The sequence below is a fragment of the Amycolatopsis sp. NPDC043885 genome (assembly GCF_056435685.1).
Map to the genome: position 1 here is coordinate 19851 of NZ_JBWKEA010000011.1, position 22430 is coordinate 42280.

The following is a 22430-nucleotide window of genomic DNA, read 5'->3' on the forward strand; positions in this document are numbered from 1 at the left end:
TCGCAATCGTTGAGCGACGCCGCCGACTCGGCAAGGCCGGAACTGCCACGTCGAGCACTCCGGCGGAAGCTGGTTGAGAATCCTCTAGAGCGAGGGGGCTTGCTAACGCTTGACCTGATGGGCTCTTGCGTGAGCGCCAGGTCTGAGTCAAATGCTCGAGGGATCACTCATTTTACCGTCGAAGCTTCGATCTTCGATCGAGGACTATGAGTCGCACCAGTACGATGTGGGCGCGTAGGGACGTGATCGAGTGGGGAGGGGAGAGGTTGCCACTTGCTGGCGGAGCTGCAGACAAGACGGGCAACAGGTTTGAGCGCCGTTGGACGGTCTTGTGCTTGTTGGATGTGCTGGCGGGCACAGCAGACTGGTTGCAGGTCGAGGTGCCTGGGGATGCAGGAACAGGTGCGGAGTTCCAGCTCATGTCGAGCGATACGGCCACCTGGCACCAGGTAAAACGTCAGCGAGCTGCTGGACCTTGGACGATGGCCGCGCTGCACTCGGAAGGAGTCCTGGCATCGTGGTGGTCCAAGATCCAAGGTGGTAGTCGCTGTGCGTTCGTGTCGAGTACCGGCGCAGGGGAGCTGCGTGAGCTTGGTGAACGTGCAGCCGACGCGGGGGACTGGGCTGAGTTCGAACGGGATTTCCTCCAGTCGGCGAACCAGCGCAAGCGGTTCGACCGGCTACGCGAGGCGTGGGGAAACCCCGAACCGGAGAAGGTGTACGAGGCCCTCACGAAGGTCGAAGTCAACCTGATCGATGAGCCACACCTCAAGGAATTGATCGAGGCCCGGTTGATCTCATTGGTGGATGGGCAACCACCGCAGATCGTCGCGGCTCTCCTCGGCGATCTCGTCGACAATTCCGTCCACAAGCGACTGACGAGCGAGGCTGTGTGGAACGCCTTGGCCGAGTACGGCGTGCAGCCGAGAGCCACGGCGGGCAAGCGCCGGCAGGGGGTCAAGGATCCGGCTGGCGTCTTCGCCGATGTGCTCACGTATGGTTTTACCGGGCGGAACTGGCTGGTCGCAGAAATCGACGAGTTCATTGCCTCGCACGACAGTGGCTTCGTCTGGATCGAGGCGGACGCTGGCCTCGGCAAGACAGCTCTAGCCGCGCATCTGGTCCGGGAAAGAGGGTGGCTTTCCCACTTTGCCCGGTATGTCAAGGGTGACGCGTCCGCGGTGGCCTTGGGCAACCTGGCGGCTCAGCTCGCGACGCGTTACGGTGTCGCCCCACCGGCGGAGACGGTTAGCCCGGAGGATTTCGAATCACTGGTCGGGAAGGCTTCGGAACGGGCTTCCGAACCGCTCGTGCTAGTGGTTGATGGCGCGGACGAGGCCGAACGGCCGGACGGTCTCCTCCCGTGGGGGCTGCCACGCCTTCTACCGGTCGGTGTGTTTGTCGTCGGCACCTATCGCACGGGAACCTCGCCAGGGCATGTCGATTCACCCTCGCGGGTCTTTTCGATCAACGCTCGTGGCGAACGCAACCGTGAGGATCTCGAACGCCACCTCGTGAAGGTTGCCACGGAGTCGGAGCTGACTTCTCGCCTGCGCGAGGCCGACGTCGACCCACATGAGTTCTCCACCAAACTCGCTGAACGCTGTGGTGGCGTCTGGGTCTACATGCGGTACGTGCTCGAAGAGATCCGCCTTGGACAGCGCCGAGCCGATGAACTGACTATGCTGCCGACGAGCCTGGGCACTTACTACCTCGATCACGTCCAGCGTTGGTCCGAACGTGCCGTTCTGGCGACGTTGGCGGTCGCCGCGGAACCGTTGACAACGCAGACCTTGGCTGGGTTGGCCGGCGTGAGTGACGACGTTGCTCGGCACTGGTGCCATCACGTGCTGCGCCCTTTTCTGACCGCAACCGAGGGAGCCCCGCGGAGGTTCGCGTTGCATCACGCGAGCTTTCGCGAGCTGCTTACCGGGACACCGGTGCCGGGCGCCGGTGACATCGCATATTCGTGGGCGGAAACTCTAGCCGTCGAAGCGGTGAACGCGCACAACCGGATCTGCGATCGCTACTTGACCGCTTTCCACTCCCTTGTGGACGATCCGGCCATCGCCGGGACGGACGACGGGTACGCGTTGCGCCACCTTGCTACCCACCTGTCCCAGGTCGGTCGTTTCGAGGATCTGGATCGACTTCTCCGCCTTGAACGACCTGTCAATGATCGCCATGCCACCAATGTGTGGTTGACCGCAAAGGGTGACGACCCGGCAGGCTTCCGTGAAGACGTGTTGATCGCCAAACGCTCCGCGCCGTCACTCGGCCTAGAGCTGCGTTACATCCTTATCGCCGACGCGGTCGATATCGGTAGCCACGTGTTTTCCGGAAAGCTTCTGGCGGCGCTGCTCGAGTATGGACTCTGGCCGCTGGACCGCGTATTCGCCAACGCATTGAGGATGCCTCGGACATTCGGTGAACTGGCTGGCCATCTTCCGGCAGAACTGCTCCCTCGTGCGCTGGACGCGGTCTGCTCGATCGGGGCCGACTGGGTGGAGGCCGAGGCGCTAGAGGCGATGGCACCCGCGCTATCACCAGAACTTCTGGACGTAGCGCTCCGGCACACCTGGAACATGCGTAAGACCGACCACCGGGTCCGCGCCGAACTCGGTCTGTTCCCTTACCTATCCGAAACTCAACAGCAAAGGACAATCGGCGCGTTGGCCAACGACATCGAGCGCGTCGGCGGGTTGTACAGACTGCTTGAGTACTGGGTACGGACATTGGCCTGCTCGGCACACAGGAGCCTGGAAGATCAAGTCGCTACCTTCGTCGCTGCCGTCGATGGACTCGATGACCGTCGGCGCATCGGCATACTCCTCGAACTTCCGGGCCGAACCGCTCCACTGCTCGCCTTGGATCTGGCGACGCAATTCGGCCTGGAAGAGCAACGATGTGTCGAGGCCGCCCTTGACCCGCGTCTCGAACCGGCCACCATGTTGACCGAGGTGCTGGAACTTGACGACGAACGCACCAAGGCGTACTGCCTGATGTGGCTCGGCAAGTTCCTGCCTCCCGAGGAAGCGGGCCGGGCTCTCGACATGGCAACGCGATTCGCTGATCCATTCGCGCGGATCGACGCTGTCGGCGCGCTGGTGGGCAGGGTACCTGACGCGGCACGCGTGCCGGGGTTTCGAGCGGTGTTCGCCGTACTGCCCGAAATTCTCTTCCACAACAAGGCCATCGAAGGTCTCCTCGAGCACACGCCGGCCGGACCACCAGACTTGCTCCTGGGCATGCTGGACAAGGCTTGGTCTCTGGGCACGCTTGCCTTCGGAAGCGTGATGAACGCCGTGATGCGCAACGCCTCACAGGAGCACAAGGGCACAGTGCTGGAGTATGTCTTGGCGCTGTTTCGTGACGATTGGCGAGCGCACGGTACAGAAGTTGCGGATCTGATAGAGCTGGCGCCTGCTTCGGACCGTCTCGGCCTGGTCAAAGAAGGACTGAGGATCGCCTTCAGTACCGAGACCGACGCTGCAACAGTTGCGTCCGCGCTAAAGGCGTTAGCCCCCTTCGCACGTGCGAAGGACGCAGAGGTTGCGAGGGAGCAAATCGCCTTTGCTGGTTGTGATGATCAAACTGACGTGGAGACAGCACTCATAGCGGTCGGCCAAGGGCGTGTCGGACCTCTGATTCGGCTCGCCGCTCAGTTACCGGATCCGGTTCAAGCGGCGAACCTTGTACTGCAGGTGAAGGACCCGTACAGCAGAGGTCTCGCGTTGGCCGTTCTGAGTAAGCAGATGCCGCCTGAAGCCCGCACCTCATACGTCAATCATGCACTCGATGCGGCTGACCAGTGTGGTTCGACGGCGCGACACGTCATCATGTCAACCTCTGCCGACCTGTTCACCGCCGAACAGCTCAACCGCGTGCTTCGCACGAGGACGGACCCCGGGACACCGTCGGATGTCGCACTCACTCTGGCCCATCTTGTCCGGCACGAGGGCTTCCCGTTGACACAGAGGGAGGTGCTGAGCGCCGTCGCCGATATTCGGTCGCCCGGGGAACGTGCCCAAGCCTTGGCGGCGATCGCGGGGTACCTCTCCGGTGCTGAGTTCGAACTTGCGGTGAAGCAGGCGCGAGAGCTCGATGAGGCCGCTCTGGTCGCATTGGTCCTGACGAGTCTTGGATATTGTGGCAATCGGGCCGACCTCATTTCCGAGGGTCTGGGGACTATCAGGGACCACGATCTTCATTCGTACTTCGGCGGGGAAACACACATGCCCACGTTGCCGGATAACGACAACCTCAAAGGTTGCGCCATCGCTCGTCCGTATGTTGCAGGGTATCTGTTGCCCCGCCTAGTCACCGTTCTCTGCGAAGTCGGTACGCCCGAAGCGGACGCCGCGCTCGCTGAGATGCTCCGGCGAGAACAATCGTTCAGCTGGTACCTTTCTGACCTGATCGAGGCGGCAGCACCTGCGTTGCCCCGGCTACTCGGCGACGCCGGGGTCAGCGAGGTCATCAATGCACTTAGGGACCTCCGGCGGTGGTGGCCATGATTGGATCCGGACGGGACGCGGCTGAAGAAAGGCTTATGGTAAGACACCTGCTTCGTGGAGGCGTAGCGCAGTCAGAATAAGCCCAGTGGTGCCAGCGGTTGCGCTGACTGCGAGAAGTTTAAGGACCCTGAATGCGTCGGCGCGACGCTGTTTGTTGTGACAGGAAATGGCGACGTGTGCTGAATACGCGATGAGGACCGCGATGAGCACCGCATAGCCGCCGACGAACCAAGCCCACATGGGCTTCCTTTCGTGGGTGGCGAACCGCGGCACGGACGTCGTCGTGTCGCTCATCAGCGCGTGTACTGGGGCCGTACCGGGCCGATGGCGCTCGATGACTGCCCGCGCTGGGGTTCGCGAGGGTCAGCGAGGCTTCAGTCGTCGGCCAGTGTGTGGAACAGGGCCTGGGTTTCGGGGTCGGTGGAGTACAGGACTGTTCCCTGCATGCCGCGGGTCAGCAGCACCTTGTAGGTGTGCTTGATGAGCCGCTCGAATTCGTCCGGTTTGGCGCGGGCGACGACGGTGTCTTTGCTGGCGGAGGGGTCGGCCACCCAGTGGTCGGTCCGCCAGACCAGGTCGGGGCCGAAGAGCACGCCGTTCCAGTCGTATTCGAAGCCTTGTGCGGTGTAGATGCAGCCGACCTGGCCGAAGCCGGCGGGATCGGTCGCCCACAGCTGGGAGGGGGGCGCGCCGTTGACCCCGCGGTCGCCCTTGACGTTCCAGGGACGTTTCCAGGATTCGATGACGACGTCGTCGACAAGGCCGTCGCTGGGGTGGGCGTCGCTCCAGGGCCAGCAGAAACCGGCGGTCATCCGCGCGCCGAAGCCCTGGTCGAGTTTCGTGGCGAGGTGGGCTTCGAGGTCGGCGGGGCTGTCGGCGACGGCCAGTTCGAATCGGTCGTCGCCCTGCCACGAGGCGGGAGGGTTGCCGGAGAGGCCCAGCAGGTCCAGGACCCACTGTTCGTAGGTGCGGCTGCCGCCGCAGCGGAACTGACCGTCGAGATCGATCCGCCGGACCGTGAAGCCCTTCTCCTTTGCCTTGGCGTGGATTTCGTCGTAGGAGCCGAGTTCGCCGGGACGGACGACCTGATGCTCGTCGAGCAGGAAGACGGGGACGCGGGCGGCGTCGATGAGTTCTTCGACCTGGGGCTTGGTGCTGCGCTTCGCGGCCGGGGTGTAGCGGTTGTTGGAGGTCTCGCGAATGCGGTGGGCTTCGTCGTTGATCAGGACGGCCAGGTTGTTGTGTCCCGTCTGGGAGAAGCTGTTGAAGTACTGGAACAGCTTCTGTACCCGGGTGGTGCCTTTGCCCGCGATCTTGCGCAGGGTGGTGGTGAACGATTTCGACCCCGTCGCGTGGATCGCGCCGTAGCCGTTCCGGAAGAGCTCGCCGAGGAGTTCGAGCGCGATGACGCTCTTGCCGGAACCCGGGCCACCGTTGACGATGATGACTTCTTTGCTGTCGGCGTCCTGGGCACGCCGGACCGCTCGCAGGACCATCAGGTAGGCGACCTGCTGCTCGTCGAGCAGCACGAAGCTGCGCTGGTGCTTGATTTCGTCGGCTGCGACCGCCATCAACTGCTTGCTCGGCGCGATCCTGCTGTTCGCGAGGTCTTCCGCGGCCTGGACACCGGACTTGGGGGCCAGGCGGGTGTTCAGGAACGTCCGCAGCGCGGAGCGGTTCGACGCGGTGAACATCTGCCCGTACTGCCGGGGCGGCAGCTCGAGCAGCGACGCGACCCCCGCGTCGTCGGCGTTGTGCAGGTAGGCGACCCCGACGACGTCGTCAGTGCTGTCGTGCAGCACACGGGTGAAGTCGACGAGGTACTCGCAGTACTGCTCGACCTGTGCGATCGGGTGCAGCAACGCGCGCTTGGCACCCGGCACGGTGCACAGCCGGGGTTCGTCCTCCTCGACGGTCGCGCTGCTCCACTGTTTGAGCTCCACGACGACGTAAGACGACCTGCCGGTCTCGGGGTGGACGCCTGCGAGCACGACATCGGCGCGAAGGCTGGACAGCGGCAGTTGGTACTCGATGAGCATCTCGACTTCGCCCAGGCCGCACTCCGCCAGCTCCTGCGCGAGCGCGGGCAGGCTCATCCGCCAGGAACGCCGCTCGGAGTCGGACGGGCGGAAGCCGTACTTGACGGCGAACTGGGTGGCGAGCTGATCGGCGAGGGTGTCACCCGCGGCGAGCTGCAGAACGCTCTGCGCGGACCTGGAAAGCAGGAACGACGACACGACGGAACTCCCATACATGTGTGGCATGTCCGCGGGCGAACCCGTGGAAGCCAGGCGGCTGTATGGCGATCAAGGTACAGGAGTTCGTGGCCAGCCCGGAGATGCCCCGCCGGTTCGCGCGCGGTCGTCGCGAAATTTGTCATCGCCCGGGTACATCAAGGCCACGTTCTGCGCTCCTAGTGCCTCGATGACGCTGGATGCGGGTTCGGCCAGGGAGCAGGACTGCCAGTTCGGCGCAGGGTTGGGGGGCCGTGGCCTCGAGGAGGGAATTCGTTGCGGTTCGAAGAGATCACAGATGAGCCGCTTCCCGATGGGGAGAGTGCGCTGAGGTACGACAGTTCTCGATCACGAAGTCGGCGTACCGCTTGACCAGCCTCGCTGCGGTGCCGTCGGACATCAGCGTCGAGATGTCGGCAACACGGGTGCCGGCGTCGGCGCGTCGGCAGGTTGCGGGTTTCGTTTACCTGCGGATTTCAGCTGTGCGTCGGTTGCTACGCCCGGCGATTGGCTGGTCTAGCGGAGTGAAACCAGAGGCCGTCCCGTTTATGCTGGTCAGTCAGCCTGAGGAGGTCCACGCATGTCGACGCTCGTTCGGTACACCCAAGGTTGCGAAGAGGAACGACTTCTCGACCTAGCGAAGCTGAACGCTGCGGATTTCGCACTGATCTCCTCATTGCACGGGCAAATCGGTCGCAAGGATCGAATTCTGCTGTGTCAGCAGGCTTTGGAGCGAGAGTGTCGCGACGGTGGCGGAGACGACGGTGCGGCGATGTACATCAAGAAGATCCGTGATCGCTACTGGGCTGTGCACTTCCCGGGAAGCGACTGCGCCGCCGAGCACGCGGTCGAACACGAATCCGACGAGCACCGCTATCAGAAGGACTACTGGCAACGCGCCGCGGAAGATGCCGGTTTCAGCGTCACGAAGGAGCGCAGCACCGGGCACGGCACGATCCTGGACGTCGCCATCGAAGGCCCTCGGCGTACCGGCATCGAGGTACAGCGCTCGTCGATCCAAACCGGGTCGGTGAAAGCCCGCACGACGAAGTCGTTCCATGGGGGCTGGCTGCCGGTGTGGTTTCTGGATTCCGACCGCCCGTCGCCGTGGTTCTTCGAGGTGCCGACCGTCGGCAGCAACCCGCGTCCATGGCGTTCGATGCCGCCGCGGCGTGCGGCCACCGCGATCGGCCCGCGTCGATTGGTCGCGACGCGCTGCACAATCGTCAACATGGACACTTGCCCTGTCACTGTCGGCAAAAAGTCGAAACGGCCGTGCGGGCAGTTTCATCCCATCCCCGAGCCTTGGGGAGGGCTGACTGTCGACGATGTAGCCGGCATGGTCCCAGCCAGGGAGATCGTTCCCATCCGCGATCTGAGGGGCAATGTCCGCCTCATACCGCACTCTGATCTTGAGTTGTTCCGCGAACTGTCGGGGACACTCGGCGAGTACGAGCCTGGCACCCGGGCTCGGCGAGGCGGTCGTGCGTCACGCACAACCGCGTGCGCCAATCCGCACACCTCGCAGGATCTCGCAGTCGAGGTCAAGATGTGCTCGAAGTGCGGCCGTTCGTCAGCCGGTCCGGGCGGAGTGCTTTGCCTGCGTTGCTACCACGCTATCGCCGGTCTTCCGGCGCGAGTGTCGTACGACCTTGCCAGACCGCCTCGGAACTAAAGCCGGCGCGTGCTGTGGCCGGTTGACGAAGCGGCGTATCTCCCGCCCCGTGAGCCGAATAGGTGCACCCATGGCTGATCGCCGAGACTGGGTGTTTCCTCGCGGCGTTCGTTTGCGTGTCGTGCAGCTGGCCAGAGGCGGTGGCTACATCATTCCTCGGGTACGACGCTGCGAAAGCCCTGATCGTCGGGGTGGATAAGAGGCACGCCGTGTGCGTGGAGGACCTCGGTGATGCTCGGCGCTGGACGGTCCGGGAGAAGCACCGCCAGTTCGGCGTCGGGCTTGATGTGGTGGCGATAGTCCAGCAGTTGCCCAAGCGCCATGCGGACGTCCTGCCGACTGTTGGAGGCTTTGGCTTCAATGAGCGTGTTCGCCGCCGGGTCGAAGAGGTCGCAGACAAGCCGCTCGCCGGAGGACAGTAGTGCGCTGAGGCAGCGCAGCTCGTTGTCCACGAAGTCCTCGTACTGCTTCACCAGCTTCGCCTCAGGGAAGCCGATCTCGCGGGGGCCCGAGTCGTTGTTCGCCGTTGTCGCCTCGGGGATGCTGCCCACCGGGCGCGAGGTCACCACGGTCTTGACAGGCTCGGTGCTCACGGGTCGGCTCGCGTTCCCTGCCCGCAGTTCGATCGCCGCCCATTCCCCGGGTTCCAGCGGGATCGGGTTCGCGGTGCCGGGCATCCGGATGATCAGCGCGCCTGTAAAAGCCGGATCCGACATCAGGTCCTGCCTGGTGATCGGCCGGTTCGACTTCGTCGATGGTTCACGATTGGTCGTGCTCCTGAACGATCATCTAGGTCCGCAGTGGCCACAGCGGCTCGGCTGGCTGACGCGCCCGCTGTAATGCCAGTCGTCATGCTATGCGCCGAGGGCCGGACGTGCGTGGCACGATCCCGCGGTGGCACGCGACGCTGGTGCGACGGCGGTGGACATACCGGCGTCGGCCGGGGCGGCCACGGACTGCTGTGGTGATCCGCCGGTTGGTGCTGGAGATGGCGAGGGACAATCCGTCGTGGGGCTACCGGCGAATCCACGGCGAACTGGTCGGGCTGGGATACACGACTACCCAGGCCAAAGGCATCGTGGCGACGGACTTCTTCCACGTGGACACTGTGTTGCTGCGCCGGCTGTAAGTGTTGTTTGTCGTAGAGCACGATCGTCGCCGGGTGCGCATCGTGGGGGTGGCGGCTCATCCGACTGCGGAGTGGCTGGTGCAGTGGGCCCGGAATCTGCTGGTGGTGCTCGGTGATCGAGTGGAAGGCTTGCGGTTTCTGATCCGTGACCGCGACGCGAAGTTCACCGCGGCGTTCGATGCGGTGTTCGGATCGGTCGGTGTCGAGGTACTGAGGAGCCCTGTTCGAGCTCCTCGGGTGAACGCGATCGCTGAGTGGTGGGTGGGCACTGTGCGTCGCGAGTGTCTGGATCGGATGCTCATTGTCAACCGGCGTCATCTGGGGCAGGTGCTGGCCGAGTATGTCGATCACTTCAACCAGCATCGGCCCCATCGCTCATTGGACCAGCATCCACTCGACCGTGGGCAGGTTCCCTGCCGGATGACCGGCGTCGGACGGGTTCGTCGGTACGATCGACTCGGCGGACTGATCCACGAATATCAGCAGGTCGCATGACGTGACACAGTTCTCGGCACCTACACGCTCGGCGAGGTTAACCTGCACGACTGTGATCGCTGGCGGATCTGAATTTTCGAGTTCCTGACACGGCGCTGGTAGTAGTTCTCAGCGAAATGCCTCGCTCAGCCGGTAGGCGAGGGAGATGGCGGAGGGCCAGCCCGCGTCGACGAAGGCGTGGAGTACTGATCGGATCGCCGTTAGCAGCCTGTCGTCAGCGATCACAGATTCTCGGAACTCGGCCAGGTAGCGTTCGATGAATTTGGTTGTTTCGGCGGCTGCTACCGAATCGTACGTGTATTCGTCGCCTGTGTTCACCGCAGCTGCTGCAATGTGGAAGGCCCGCGCCGGGTCTGCGGTCGCAAGATGACCGAGTGCTTCGATCAGGGAATGTGTGATCGAGGGATGCTTGAATTGAGCAACACCATCCAATGCAGAGAAAGCTCTCGTGGCGAATTCGTTATCTTCAGTGGCTTGGCCATCGGTCTTAAGAACCGTTTCGGAGGCGAATTTGATGTTCCGGGAGATCAGGTCAGCCGTGAGGTAGACCTTACCTAAGCGGTGTGGGTCCCTTGCTGCCGCATGGCGCAGGTGAGCCAAGGCGGCAGTTGCAGCGTCCAGCATGTCGAACGCGTATGCGCGCTCCTTCGCTTGTGCAGCTGGCAGTTCAATCCATGCGCGCAGCTTGCTGACGGCCTGTTGAGCGGCCGTTGTTGCGATGGGATCAGCGAGCCAGGTTCGGGTCAGCTCTTGGGCGTAGGATGTCTGATGCCGGATGGTGAGCAGTAAGGCTAGTGAGGTGATGATTTCGAGCGGTTCGAGTTGATCTGCATTGGATTCGGTCTCGTTCAGGAGCAGTGTCCAGGGTGCCTGTTTCACAAGGGTCGCGAGGACAACGTCGATATCTGAGGGCCGTTCTGAGCCGCAAGCCCAAAGCTCCCGGAGGAGCACAGCGGCGATAAGTGGCTGCTTTTCTACGAGAAGACGGTCGTGTACAAGCTCAAACCCAGCTTCTGGCTCGGGGCAAAGGAGGCGCCCCACCTGGGCGGCATGGAGCCGGATGACGTCGTCGACGTCGTTGATCCCGGCCCGAAGAATCGCACGGATCGAGTCAGCGTGCTGTGACGACCTCCACGCGGATCGGCACCAGAGAGTTGCCAATGTGCTGATAGCTGTCCGTTTTGGGGTTGGGGTCCAGGACATCATCACGCGGGCCCTTCCTTGTCCCGTGTGTCGTTCGTGCTCGCTGCGGAGAGCAGCAGAGGAATGATCAGTTCTGCCAGGTCGGAGTCCGGCTCCGGTGGTTTTGCGCGGATGACGGCCTCGACGGCCCGGAAGAGCATTTCAGCGCCGGGTCCGCGGTGGTCAAGGCCGCCCACACCGACTGCGAGCGCCCGCCGGAGCGCCTGTTCTACGTCAGTCGCCTGGTCCGGAGACGGGCTGGTAGGCAACGCGTCAACTAGCGTTCGGAGGTCATCGAGCGCCTCACGCTGTTCGAAGTTGGTGAGTTCTGCGTCTTGTTTCCCCAGGTAGTCCTGCAAGGTAAGGGGTTCGAACCTTGCGATAGGTCCGTGAGGTTGGGGGATGGGTGGAGGGTCGTCGGCTTCGATCTGCCGACGTGCTCGTTCAGCGAGCGCCGTATCTCGGATTCTATCGATGGCAAGGCATCCGCACAGCTGGTCCAGGACATGCTCTGTCGCCTCGTCCGAAGGGTGTCGAAAGTGTGTAGGGGCAGTCAGGATGGCTTGCTCGAGGTCGCGCTGCTCGGCCTCGGAGATCGAGGAACCGATTGCCCGGATCAGGTTGCCGGCGGCAGCGCGGGTGTGGGAGTGCGCGATCAGTCCTCCGCTTCCCAATACGGGCAGGAAGGCGTGCCCCAAGCTGGCGGGCTGCTCGGCAGCAGTGGTCAGCAGTGCCTGCCAGGCCTCGGGGTGCCGGATATGACGGACTAGGTCGTCGACGATCGCGTCGAGGTCGGCATCCACAGGAGTCAACTCGAGCAAGGCGGCAGTGAAAGCGGCGAGGATGGCCTTTGTGGCGCCGTGACCTGGTCCGTGGTTGAGGTGACGACCGTACAGATCGATTTGGCCGTAGGCGGACCGCACGGTGACTGGATAGCCGACTTCCGTGGTCACCTCGTCTCGGTCTAGGGAAAGGGCTTCGGCAAGGACTTCGATGGAGTGTCTGAGCCCTGCGACGTTGATGAAGGCGCCCATTTGCCGGCCGACCCCGTATTTTGCCATTTCGAGGTCTTGCCGGTGGGTCGTGGTCATCGACACGATTCCCTGGAACAGAGGAGTGACGTCGTCTCGGTCGTCGCTCCGTCGGAGAACTTTGACCAGGAGGTCACGTGCCAGGTTGGGGTCGGCGGCGGCGATCGCGCACACGTCTTCCACGTAGTGGTAGAGGTAGCTTGGTGGCCAGAGTTCCATGGTCTCCGGCTTCATGGTCTCTCGGAGTAGGTGTCTGTGCCCGGGCTCGATCGCGATCGCGCGAGGCAGGAACCTGGCGGCCGCGGTGGCTAAACGTTCGCGTTCAACCGGTGCTTCGAGTGCTGTGGACAGCAACTCAGCTACGCATTCTGCCCAGTCGTAAGCTGCCAGTGTCCCAGGACGCATTGTCGATAATTTGTCGATCTGTGTCAGGAGACGGTATGTCTGGTTCACCAGAGCGACCTCGAAGCCGGCCGCTGTCTGCTTGGTTGCGCTCGCGAGCACCTTGGTCCACAAATCGATCTTGTCGCGTGCGCGCTCGCGGACCGTTTCGTCATCCGCGTCCAGGACACTTGCGATCCACCCGATGATAGTCGAGAACGTTCCGGTATCGCTGCGCGAGAGGTCGATGAGCCATCGTACGTCGTCATCGGTGTCCGCTTCGGAAACAAGGACCCGTACTGAGGCAAGTCCGGCGAGGCTGTCGCGGTGCTGCGCCAGCGCCGCGACGGCAGTGGCGAACGTGGAGCGGTCTTGGTCGACGTGCCAGAGGTCAGCCAGGTGCAGGTCGATGCTCGGCCGTGCCACGAGCACGAGATTGGGATCGTCTCGTAGTCGTGCCACTAGTTGCGATTCGTCGTCGGTGGTGAAGATGAGTGCGGCGACGCTGTAGTCGAAGAGGATGTGGTGCGAGTAGGTGAGGAACGGCGAGCCGCTGGCTTTCAGCCGGCTCGGGAGCTCGTGCAGTATTCCATCTTGGACAAGCGCAGTTCGTGCGTCGAGAAGTGCGTGAGGTATGCAGCGGCTGCTCGCCCGCAGGGCTCGCCGTTTCAGCATCGTCTCGCTGAGGCATTCCAGCGCTCGGAGGCGTGCCTCGCTATCGGAGTCCGGGACCACGCGAACATGCCAGTACTTGTGTAATAGCTCGAGCTGGTCGCGTGCTTCGGCCAGAGAAGCCTGGCTGACTCCGGCTGACAGCAGCTCACAGGCGAGGCGGAGGTTGAACGGATTGCGGATGAGGTCGAGCATATTCTCGCCCGCACCGGAGACCAGCTGCGCGACACCGGAATGCTTGCCGGCAACGAGTGTGAGCTCATTGGGCGAAAAGTTCCCGAGTAGGAAGTGGCGGACAGTGCGAAGCGTATCGTCGACGTGCTCACTCTGATCAGACACCGGTGTGCCGGAGAAGACCTCGGTCCATACCGGACTGTGACGGAGGTCGAACCGCCGCATGGTCGCGAATACTCGCCACCGCGAACCGGCGAGCCCGCGGATCAGCTTTACCAGCCAGGGGAGCGGGCCGCCTCGAGCGGCGTCCAGGCCGTCGATGAGCAAGGTAGCGCGTGATTCGCCGTTCCATTCGCGGAGGACCGCGAGCAACGACTGGCTCAACTGTACGTCGTCGCGAATCGAGTTAGCTTCGGACCCAATACTGTCGACGGTCAGAAGGACGACGTCATCGCCGCGGTCGATCATCTCGTGAGCTAGTTGGCTCAGCACACCTGTCTTGCCGCAGCCCGGTTCGCCGGTCAGGACGAAGGTGCCGTCCGTGACGAGCAGTGCCGGAAGCGCCGCGCGATTGATGGTGGAAGGCCCCTCCGCACCCGGCAAAGTCATGCGGTCGTCGAGGGCACGGAGGTTCGACTCGGTGACCTCGTGTAACGCTGCACGGTCCTTCTGGCGAGCCTGATCGCGTTCAGTGTCGGTCTGCGGCATCCGGCTCAGTAGTTCGAAAGTGAACGCGGCGGCGTGCCGGGCGGCGATCGGCTGCCATTTGCGGTCAGCTTCCCCGGTCTTGTCGCTGAGCAGATCGGAAACGCCGCGTACAACCAGTGCGGCGACATCGCTGTTCACGTGAGCGCCGTAGAGGAAGCCGTGCCCCTCCATCTCGATGGCGACGGCGTCACCGCAGTGCTCGCGCAAAAAACCCGCGGTTCCCGATCGCTGGTCGGCGACGACCTTGCTGCCGGCTGCGATTGGCTTGACCAGTGCAGTCGGCGGAGACGTCAGCGGAGCCGGCAAGATTCGGTGCTGCCACTCGTTGTCCCGGGCGATTTGGTTTGCGCGCTCGACGAGCGGATACGTGCTCGGGTAGGTCTTGATGCGCGGCCGATATCCGGCTGCGGTGTCTTTACCGGACTCGTAGCCGTAGACAGTGTCGGCGGCGACCACGTCCCCGAGTTTGAGATCCTTGAGGCCTCCCGCCACACCAACGAAGAACACGATCTGCGGGTCGAATGCGCCGATCGCGCGGTCGAGTTGTACACCGGCTTCGGTGTTGCCCGCGCTGGTCTGGGTCAGGACTATGGTCCAAGAGCCGCGGTTGGTGGGGAAGGTACCGACTTGGTAGAGGGTGCCCCGTTCCCGGCGTTCCGCGAGCGGATCGACCAGATGTTCGCGTACGGCGCGGTATTCGTCGGCCACGGCCGTGCAAATGACTACGGTGCCTAGCACGGTGTCGTGAACGGTACTCATCGGCGGTTCATCGCCTTCCTGCTCTGCGTTACGGGGTACCGGTATCATCCGGCCTGTGGGGCACCGAGTCGCGTAAAAGTGCGGGGTGCAGCCGGACTCCAAGTCCGGCCTGGTACAGCTTGGCTGGGCGCCCGCCAGTTCTCGCCGCGCGAGTTCCTGTGGGCACGAGAAACCCGGGTGATCCGGTAACTTTGCGATGGAAATTCGACGGATCGAGTTCGACGCCCCAAATTATTTCGTACACCTCGCGTAACTGTGCAATCGTGAACTCCTGTGGGCAGAACTTCGTTGCGAGGGTCGTGTAAGACAGCTGGGTGCGGGCGTACTCAACAGCATCGATGAGCAACTTGTGGTGATCGAACGCGAGCTGGCCCGGATCGGAGAGAAGGTTCTCGACGGGAACCCAATGCGCGGCTCTTGCATCTCCGCCGGCGACCGGCACGGGCAGGTCGGGCATCAGCGCGACGTAGCACACGGACACGACGCGCCCGCGGGGATCACGATCAGGTGCTCCATAACTTCGCAGCTGGCGCACAGCTAGATCGCCTGCGTTCAAGCCCGTCTCCTCAGCGAGCTCGCGGTGCGCGGCCTGGTCCAGGTCCTCGTTGTCCTCCAAAAAGCCGCCTGGAAGGGCTACCCGGTCCTGAAAAGGAGAATTGGCTCGCGCGACCACGAGAATGTGGAGACCGCCGTCCCGGATGGTCAGCACTGCCAGGTCGACCGCGACGGCGCTGCGAGGGATATTCCATTTTTCCACAAGCTTCACCCTACAGGCTTAGTGTCGCATTGACAAGAACAGCTGCAATTGTAGTTGAGATAGGCTTATAGCGACGTCGGCAACTAGGCATCTGGCGTCGCTGGGGCAACCAAAATAGCGGCGATTTATGTGAGATTTGGATGCTTTGTATCTCTATCCGTCGACGTAAACTCCATCTCTGGCGCTGAGTAATTATCGTTTCTGCTGGCCTGTCTAATCTGGGGTTTGTGCATGCTTGGCGCCTGATGGAGTGGGGCAGTGGAAACGATTTCGTACATACTGCTTTGTGTTGCAGTGAGACTAGGGCGAGTGATCTCTTCGTAGAAGAATGTGAATTCGTTGGTTTCGATAGTTGGGCGACTGGAGGAACTCGTTGAGCTTGAACTCGGCGTTTGCGCGAATTATTCGGCTCTGCGCAACCGAAATGCCGAGCTGTTCCGCCACTGTGGCCAAGCCCAAACCCTCAATCCTGGTTCTCCCAATCAGCTCTGCCTCGGCGCGAGTCAAGATGTGGTAGTCGATAGCCTCGGCGAGAACGAAGTCGACGTGTCCTGGGCGAGCCAGAACTGGCACTACGCAGAATGCTGTCGACTCAGTGCGGCGTGTAGGTGGATACTGGAACGCGCTCATGGCTCGGTCGTACGCGACTCGCTTGAGGTGGGGGACCAGGCGTCGCATTGAGGGATCTACTGCTCGTAGCGCCTCGATGAAGCCGAGCATGACCTCCGATTCAACTTCGGCAGGATCTCCACCGCGTTCGACGACGACACGATGTGCCGTCGCTGCGAGGCCAGGAGTGAGCAACCCCGCGGCGACAATCTGCCAGGGCTGCGGTTCTAGCTGAGCTAGCCGGACCAGTTCGGCCCAGATCGCGCCCTTGACTGCATCGTCAGTCGCTCGACTCCCGAGAAGATCGACGACTTCACTTAGCGAGAGTGGTTGTTCAGGTAGATCCGGTGACAAGGTCCAGCCATCAAAGGTGATCGGTGAGTGCTCGACCAACAACCGCAACGCCCGCCGGGCTGCGGTCACCGCCGTGGGCATTGCTCTCGCTGTCGTCATGGCACTCCTCGTTTCATTGGTCCGAACGGTGACCTGGCCTGTCGCGGGCACTGCTTATGGTCATAGTGACAAGTATGCCCTGTGGGTGTCAGGCTAGCGCCGCGCGTCCTTTGGGTCAAGCTGACCAGAAGTTCGGTGCGCTGCCGCTTCGGGGAGTACGCCGACGGTCTTTGACAGGGCGCCGTCTGACCCGATGCGGAACCCTTCGTCCCGCGATTGGCCGCTGGAGGGTGTGGGGTTCCAGAAGTCGGTTTCCAGCATCAGACCTGTGGCGGCAGGCGTGTTCGACGGGTAAGGCTTGATCGTCGGCCATGTCGTTGCGTCTGCTTTATCTGATCTCCTTTCGGCTGGTGGGTTTGGTGGTGTTGCTCGGTCGCTCGTCGGCGTTGAAGAACGTCGAGTTGCTGGTACTGCGCCATGAGGCTGCTGTGCTGCGCAGAGGTAACCCGAAACCTCGTCTCGACTGGGCTGACCGGGCTGTGTTCGCCGCGTTGGTCCGCCTGCTGCCCAAGGCGCTGCGGACACACCGGTTGGTCACCCCGGGCACGATCCAGCGCTGGCACCGGCGCCTGGTGACTGCGAAGTGGACCTATCCACACCGGCGCGGCCGGCCACCAGTCGACGACGCGATCGCCAGGCTGATCGAACGGATGGCCACAGAGAACCACAGCTGGGGCTACAAGAGGATTCAGGGCGAGCTGCTCAAGCTCGGACACCGGGTCGGTGCCTCAACCATCCGGCGGATCCTGAAGCGGGCACACATACCTCCCGCGACCGTTCGGTACACCGACACGACCTGGCGGCAGTTCCTGCGCACGCAGGCCTCGACGATGCTGGCGTGCGACTTCTTCCACGTCGACTGCGCGCTCACCCTCAGAAGAATCTACGTGTTCTTCGTGCTGAAGGTCGGCAGCCGCTACGTCCACATCCTCGGTATGACCACGAATCCGGACGGCCGGTGGACTACTCAGCAGATCCGCAATCTCATGCTGGATCTTGGTGATCGAATCGACGAGTTCAGGTTCCTCATCCGTGATCGGGCTGGCCAGTTCTCGGCCTCGTTCGACGCCGTCCTGGCCGACGTCGGCATGGAGGCGGTAAGGATTCCTCCGCGTTGCCCGCGGGCGAACTGCTACGCCGAACGATTCGTGCTCACGGCCAGAACCGAGCTCGCCGACCGGATGTTGATCCTTAGCGAGCGGCATCTGCGCGCCGTGCTCGCCGAGTACGTCCGACACTACAACGGTCGACGGCCGCACCGGGCACGCGAGCTCCGCCCACCACAACCGACCCACCCCGTGGCGGACCACAACTCTCAGCGGATCAGGCGACAGCGGCTTCTCGGAGGCATGATCAACGAATACGAACGAGCCGCGTAAATTCACTGGTCAGAGCCGGTGAGCGACTTTTGGAACCCCACAAGCTATCTCATCAAATCAGCCCAAGCCGGTACCCTCGTCGGCTCAGCCGTCAAACTGACCGTGGAGCCGCCCTCCCGCAACCAAAAGTGCGTCTGTATTCCCAAAACGGACCGCAAATTCAAGCACTGCTGTGGTCGCCCCAAGAGTGCCATCGAATGAGGAGCTAAGGTAGCGGAGGTGATTCGCGAGCCGGGCAAGCAACGTATCCCCGGTAAGCCACGGGATGCCGCTCGTCGTCGTGTCTCCGACGAGGCCGATGTCCACCTTCGTGCCCCGGCTCGTCGGCGCCGGTAGCGTCGCGTTGGTGGCGCTGACCACGGCCGGTGCGATCACATCGCACTGGCTCGTCGGTTTAGTCTGCGTGCTCGATGACATGTGCGGAGACTGTCTAGGCGCCGCGCAGTAACCGCAGCTGCCCTGAAGTGATTTTTCAGCTACTCCTTGATTTCCCCGCGATCGGCATCGGTCTTCTGTGCGTCACCTTTCGGCCCCTAGGCGCTGCATGAACCTTCAAGAGTTGGAAATAGCAGAGCCGTTGTGCTTATTGGCTTTTCGGAGCAGTTGGGGCCCAGGGAACGGGATCTGAGTCGCCAGCCCAGCCGCCTGTTCCGAGGACCGATTGATAAGCTCCCTTGTATCCGAGCCAGTGTAGGATGAGGAGGTTGAGGTACTCTCGGCTGAGTAGCCAAGCGTCAGTGACGAGGCCGTTTAAATGGTATAGATCATCTTGAGGCGAGTTCGGATGAACCAGTCGATTCCGAACTTCACTGACCGCGGCAGGCCCGTCTATCGGTCTATCGGTGCTCAATTCTGAGTTGGCAAACTGTGCAAGGGTAGGTTGCCGCTTCGAGTCGATGTCTGTGTCGATCGACGCAGTGGTAAGCAGGGTTCTGATGCGTCCTTGCGCGAGAAGCTTGTTGTATTGACTCTTGCTGAGCCCTTTGCCGAGTTTGAGAGTGATCCACGTGAGTAGCTCAAGGGCGGAGAATGCGGTCATTGTGCGCTGCTCGACCCGGCCGGCTTGGTTCGACTCGACTGCCATCGCCAGTAGCATGTGTGTGGTGTGGCTGCGGTCGGGGTCGGCGAACGCGGCGTACACGCGCGAGAGTAGGTCGCGGAGATCTTCGTTGTAGATGTGGTACAGCCATGCGAGGCCGCCGCTGCGGCCCGGTTCGCAGAAGAAGTCGCCCCACTGCTGCCAGACGATCGAGCCAGTCGAGTCCATCCCTATCGGCCCCGTTGGCCCAACCCAGCGTCCGAAGGCAAAGGAAAATCCGAAATGCAGCGCCTTCTGAAGAGGTGCAAGCTCCATCGCGGTGAAGCATTTGCCATCGTCCCTGGTGATCTCCATGAGGTGAGTAATAGCGAAGTTGTATTCTCTGCCAAGGATTTCCCACACCCGCTTGTAGTCCTCGCGGCTATCGAGTGTGATCTTCCATGGTCCTAGTTGGAAACGCCATCGGCCCGTCCGCCATCCTCGGTGTTCGCCGTCGCCATGGAAGATCGGTGTCGGACTGTGGATCGAGGGGAGGTTCATCCAGTGCAGTAGCACCCGCTGCAGTGGCGCTGTGTCGCTGCCGAGTGTCTGTCCCTGGACGGTTCCCTCCGAAAAATTCCCTTTGAGGGCAACCAGCTCATGCACGCCAGACGGTAGATGGACGCGGAGCCGGATGTCCGGTTCCGTCAGCGCGTTGAATGTCCAGAGTGACGACGGGTGCTCATCGAGACGCCAGACGACGCGGAGCTGTGACCCGCATCGTGTCAAGATCTTGCCGTCCAGTTCCTGCCCGTCTACTTCCATGAGAGGGCCCTCATAGAGCTGGATGTCTTCGCCGGGCTCATTGAACGGGAAGATGGGAACCAGTGGCTCCTCGACCTTCAAATCAGGTGGAATGATCGCCATCAGCCAATCCAATCAGATCTGTCGTCGGCGGTTGCCTCCTCTTCTAAGTTGTGAAGGCTGCCGCTAAATCGCTCAACAGGGCCGGATCCGTTGTGACCTGAGGATGACCTCGATCGATTGAGACTAGGTGTGCCTCGGCGTCGTCGAACCGGTTGGGGTGGTAGACCTCTTTTGCTCCGCATTGCGGGCAGTCCCGCACTAGGAGGTAGGGGTGGAGGTCGATCAATGCCTCGTTGTCGATCAGGGCGTAGATTCTTCCTCGGTACAGCGGGGTTGGCTCAACTTTCTGAGCGAGATCCCAGTCAGGGTTGTCGCCCCGGAGAATGCGGAACGTACCAGAGAAGTGCGGAGTGCCGTCGCCGCTGTCCACCGGTTCGACAGACTCCGCGTACATCAGCTTCCATCGGGCGAGGAAACTAAGGGCAACCAGGAGCTGCTGCATATTCTCCTCCGACTCGGGGAGGCGCTGCTGGAACTGAAAGTCGGTTCTAGGGTGGTCTCCATGGGTTCTGTTGCGCTCCTTGAGTAACTTTTTCAACAGGACCACGGCAGGCGAATCGGTGCTGCCCAGTGCTCGGCCGAGCCCGCCGATGTCGTATGCCGCACCGGGAGCGGATATCTTCGCAGCCACTCGGAAGGCGAGGTGCTGTTGGCTGCCTATGGTCGCCCGGCCGCGGAGAACTGCCGAGAGCCAGCCGCTGGTCTCGGGGCCACCGATGATCCCTTCTTTCCGAGCGATGGCGGCGCAGAGCGACACCAGTGTGATCGATAGTGTTTCCAGTCCCTCGTGGACGATTTCCCGATACCGCGATCCTGGCGAGAGTGATCGCTCCATCACGCGCAGCGTGCGAGCGATCGGATAGGGGAAGGAGCTCTTTGCCGTGAGCAGCGGGTTGCTCAGGTCGGTCATGGTGCGCACAGAGGCGCTGATGCCCTGTAGGGCGTCGAGCCGTGCAACCACCTCGGCGGATGCGGAGCTCTGGTAAACCTGATCCAGATTGCTCCGCAACTCGTTGAGCTCGGTGTCGATCCGGTACAGCTCGTCTTCGAACTCCTTGACGACGCGGTCCACGTGGTCTGCGTCCAATGGGCAGGACGGTACGAGAATGTCCTCTAGAGCACTGGGGGATATCCGCCTGATCACGCTTCCGCTCACGGTGCCACTGATTAGTTCCTTGCCCGGCGGCGAACGAAGGAAGCCGAGCAGGTAGCCCATACTCACACGATCGCGCTTTCGCAGCACGACGGTGTGATCACTGGCAAGGGCGGGACCGTAGCCGTCGGGAACGATGACCCACCTGCCATAGGGGCCGGAAACGCTCCCCACAATGTCTCCGGGCAGCACCTCGACAGAACTACGCTTACGGCGAGTCGACTGGTCGAGCTCGTCGAAGGATCTCAATCTCGATCCCACGTCTGATGCCTGGATGACACGAAAATCAGGGTCGGTGTCGTCGCCTTTGGCGATCCGATTACGCCCCTTCAGCACCTGGCAAATCTCGCCGAGGCGGTGGATAGGGATTGCATTCATTATTGCTGTGTACCCCACGTAGCGCGGTATGTGTGTGCCTGGAATTCGGTATCCTTCATGGTGTGCGTCCGCTGCATGTTCTCTCCCCCTCGTGTCCAGCGCAGTGACGATACCGTGGAGATGGTCTACCTGGGTGACTAGCCTCGGAGACTCTGGCCAGCCAGCCGTTCATCGCTTCGGCCACAGCGCCGTGTCTGGCTTGCGCTGATCCTGGCGGACACCCGGCGGAGGTGCCGCTCCAACCTGGTCACGGCGCTCCTTCCGGAAGTCGCTCGCGTAGGCGTTGTTCCGTAGCGAGAGCGTGCTTGCGACCTCGCCAGCTCGGCCGTGGTCCTGGCGTAGCCGGATTGGCATGTCCGAGGAGTGTTATCTGTCCGCTCGGCTGGGTGATGCCCCTATGTCATATCAGAAGGAGGCGCCATGGCGAGGGAGCGTGGCTAGGAGTGACCAGCTACAGCCCCGTCAGCGCGGCGGTGCGGCTCCACCGGCCTTCCCGCTTTGGGACGGATGTCTTCCCTCCTGCTGAACCAATCCCGTCTCAGAGGGTCCGACCGCTTATGTGGGCTCACTGCTGTGACCTGGTGCAATCGCCGGACACCAGCCGCGCTGGCGCGGTGGTGGTGCAGCGGGCGAGGGCACAGTCGCTGCCGCCGTCGCTCCTGGCGGAACGTCTACGCTTGTGTCGGTGGCTGACCGCAAGGTCGTGCACTTTGTGAGTATTGCCCACAAAGTAGTTATGTGGTGCTCGCCGCCGCGCGTTGGCATCCGATCAGGCCTCGGCGCGGTGCCCGACGATCGA

General features: G+C 62.5%; 14 protein-coding genes. 6 read left to right on the forward strand and 8 right to left on the reverse strand.

Annotated features, from left to right (window positions below):
• Positions 1–335 precede the first annotated feature (335 nt).
• A complete protein-coding gene (locus tag AC069I_RS27650) occupies positions 336–4517 on the forward strand; it encodes a hypothetical protein (RefSeq protein ID WP_478266707.1) in 4182 nt (1393 codons plus the stop codon).
• Between the two features lie 374 nt (positions 4518–4891).
• Here AC069I_RS27650 and AC069I_RS27655 read toward each other — a convergent pair whose 3' ends face one another.
• Positions 4892–6754: a DNA/RNA helicase domain-containing protein gene (locus AC069I_RS27655; protein WP_478266708.1), complete on the reverse strand. Its 1863-nt coding sequence runs from the start codon at positions 6752–6754 to the stop codon at positions 4892–4894.
• Between the two features lie 577 nt (positions 6755–7331).
• Between AC069I_RS27655 and AC069I_RS27660 the strand changes: the two genes are divergently transcribed.
• Positions 7332–8426, forward strand: coding sequence for a hypothetical protein (locus AC069I_RS27660; protein ID WP_478266709.1), 1095 nt, complete (start codon positions 7332–7334; stop codon positions 8424–8426).
• A gap of 149 nt (positions 8427–8575) precedes the next feature.
• Here AC069I_RS27660 and AC069I_RS27665 read toward each other — a convergent pair whose 3' ends face one another.
• Positions 8576–9142, reverse strand: a complete 567-nt coding sequence (locus AC069I_RS27665) for a hypothetical protein (protein WP_478266710.1) — start codon at positions 9140–9142, stop codon at positions 8576–8578.
• A 248-nt stretch (positions 9143–9390) separates the two neighbouring features.
• Between AC069I_RS27665 and AC069I_RS27670 the strand changes: the two genes are divergently transcribed.
• Positions 9391–9555, forward strand: a complete 165-nt coding sequence (locus AC069I_RS27670; protein WP_478266711.1) for a hypothetical protein — start codon at positions 9391–9393, stop codon at positions 9553–9555.
• 33 nt (positions 9556–9588) lie between these two features.
• On the forward strand, positions 9589–10050 hold the full coding sequence (locus AC069I_RS27675; protein ID WP_478266712.1) for an integrase core domain-containing protein: 462 nt from the start codon (positions 9589–9591) through the stop codon (positions 10048–10050).
• A gap of 108 nt (positions 10051–10158) precedes the next feature.
• Here the strand turns inward: AC069I_RS27675 and AC069I_RS27680 are convergent, their stop codons facing one another.
• The gene (locus AC069I_RS27680) at positions 10159–10929 is read right to left on the reverse strand and encodes a hypothetical protein (RefSeq protein WP_478266713.1); all 771 of its coding nucleotides are present in this window, start codon (positions 10927–10929) and stop codon (positions 10159–10161) included.
• A 111-nt stretch (positions 10930–11040) separates the two neighbouring features.
• Between AC069I_RS27680 and AC069I_RS27685 the strand changes: the two genes are divergently transcribed.
• Positions 11041–11175 (forward strand): hypothetical protein, encoded by a 135-nt coding sequence (locus AC069I_RS27685; protein ID WP_478266714.1) that lies wholly within the window; start codon positions 11041–11043, stop codon positions 11173–11175.
• A gap of 80 nt (positions 11176–11255) precedes the next feature.
• Here the strand turns inward: AC069I_RS27685 and AC069I_RS27690 are convergent, their stop codons facing one another.
• The 3 genes from AC069I_RS27690 to AC069I_RS27700 form a co-directional block, all read right to left on the reverse strand.
• Positions 11256–14957, reverse strand: a complete 3702-nt coding sequence (locus tag AC069I_RS27690; RefSeq protein ID WP_478266715.1) for a phosphorylase family protein — start codon at positions 14955–14957, stop codon at positions 11256–11258.
• Positions 14958–14985: 28 nt separating this feature from the next.
• Entirely contained in the window at positions 14986–15723 is a 738-nt protein-coding gene (locus AC069I_RS27695; protein ID WP_478266716.1) for an NUDIX hydrolase, read from the reverse strand.
• A gap of 291 nt (positions 15724–16014) precedes the next feature.
• Positions 16015–16776, reverse strand: a complete 762-nt coding sequence (locus tag AC069I_RS27700) for a sigma-70 RNA polymerase sigma factor region 4 domain-containing protein (protein ID WP_478266717.1) — start codon at positions 16774–16776, stop codon at positions 16015–16017.
• A 311-nt stretch (positions 16777–17087) separates the two neighbouring features.
• On the opposite strand from AC069I_RS27700, the gene AC069I_RS27705 reads away from it, so the two are divergent.
• Entirely contained in the window at positions 17088–18155 is a 1068-nt protein-coding gene (locus AC069I_RS27705) for an integrase core domain-containing protein (RefSeq protein ID WP_478266718.1), read from the forward strand.
• 583 nt (positions 18156–18738) lie between these two features.
• On the opposite strand, the gene AC069I_RS27710 is transcribed toward AC069I_RS27705, so the two are convergent.
• Both AC069I_RS27710 and AC069I_RS27715 read right to left on the reverse strand, forming a co-directional pair.
• Positions 18739–20100 (reverse strand): YopA family protein, encoded by a 1362-nt coding sequence (locus AC069I_RS27710; RefSeq protein WP_478266719.1) that lies wholly within the window; start codon positions 20098–20100, stop codon positions 18739–18741.
• A 43-nt stretch (positions 20101–20143) separates the two neighbouring features.
• Positions 20144–21631, reverse strand: coding sequence for a restriction endonuclease subunit S domain-containing protein (locus AC069I_RS27715; RefSeq protein WP_478266720.1), 1488 nt, complete (start codon positions 21629–21631; stop codon positions 20144–20146).
• Positions 21632–22430 lie beyond the last annotated feature (799 nt).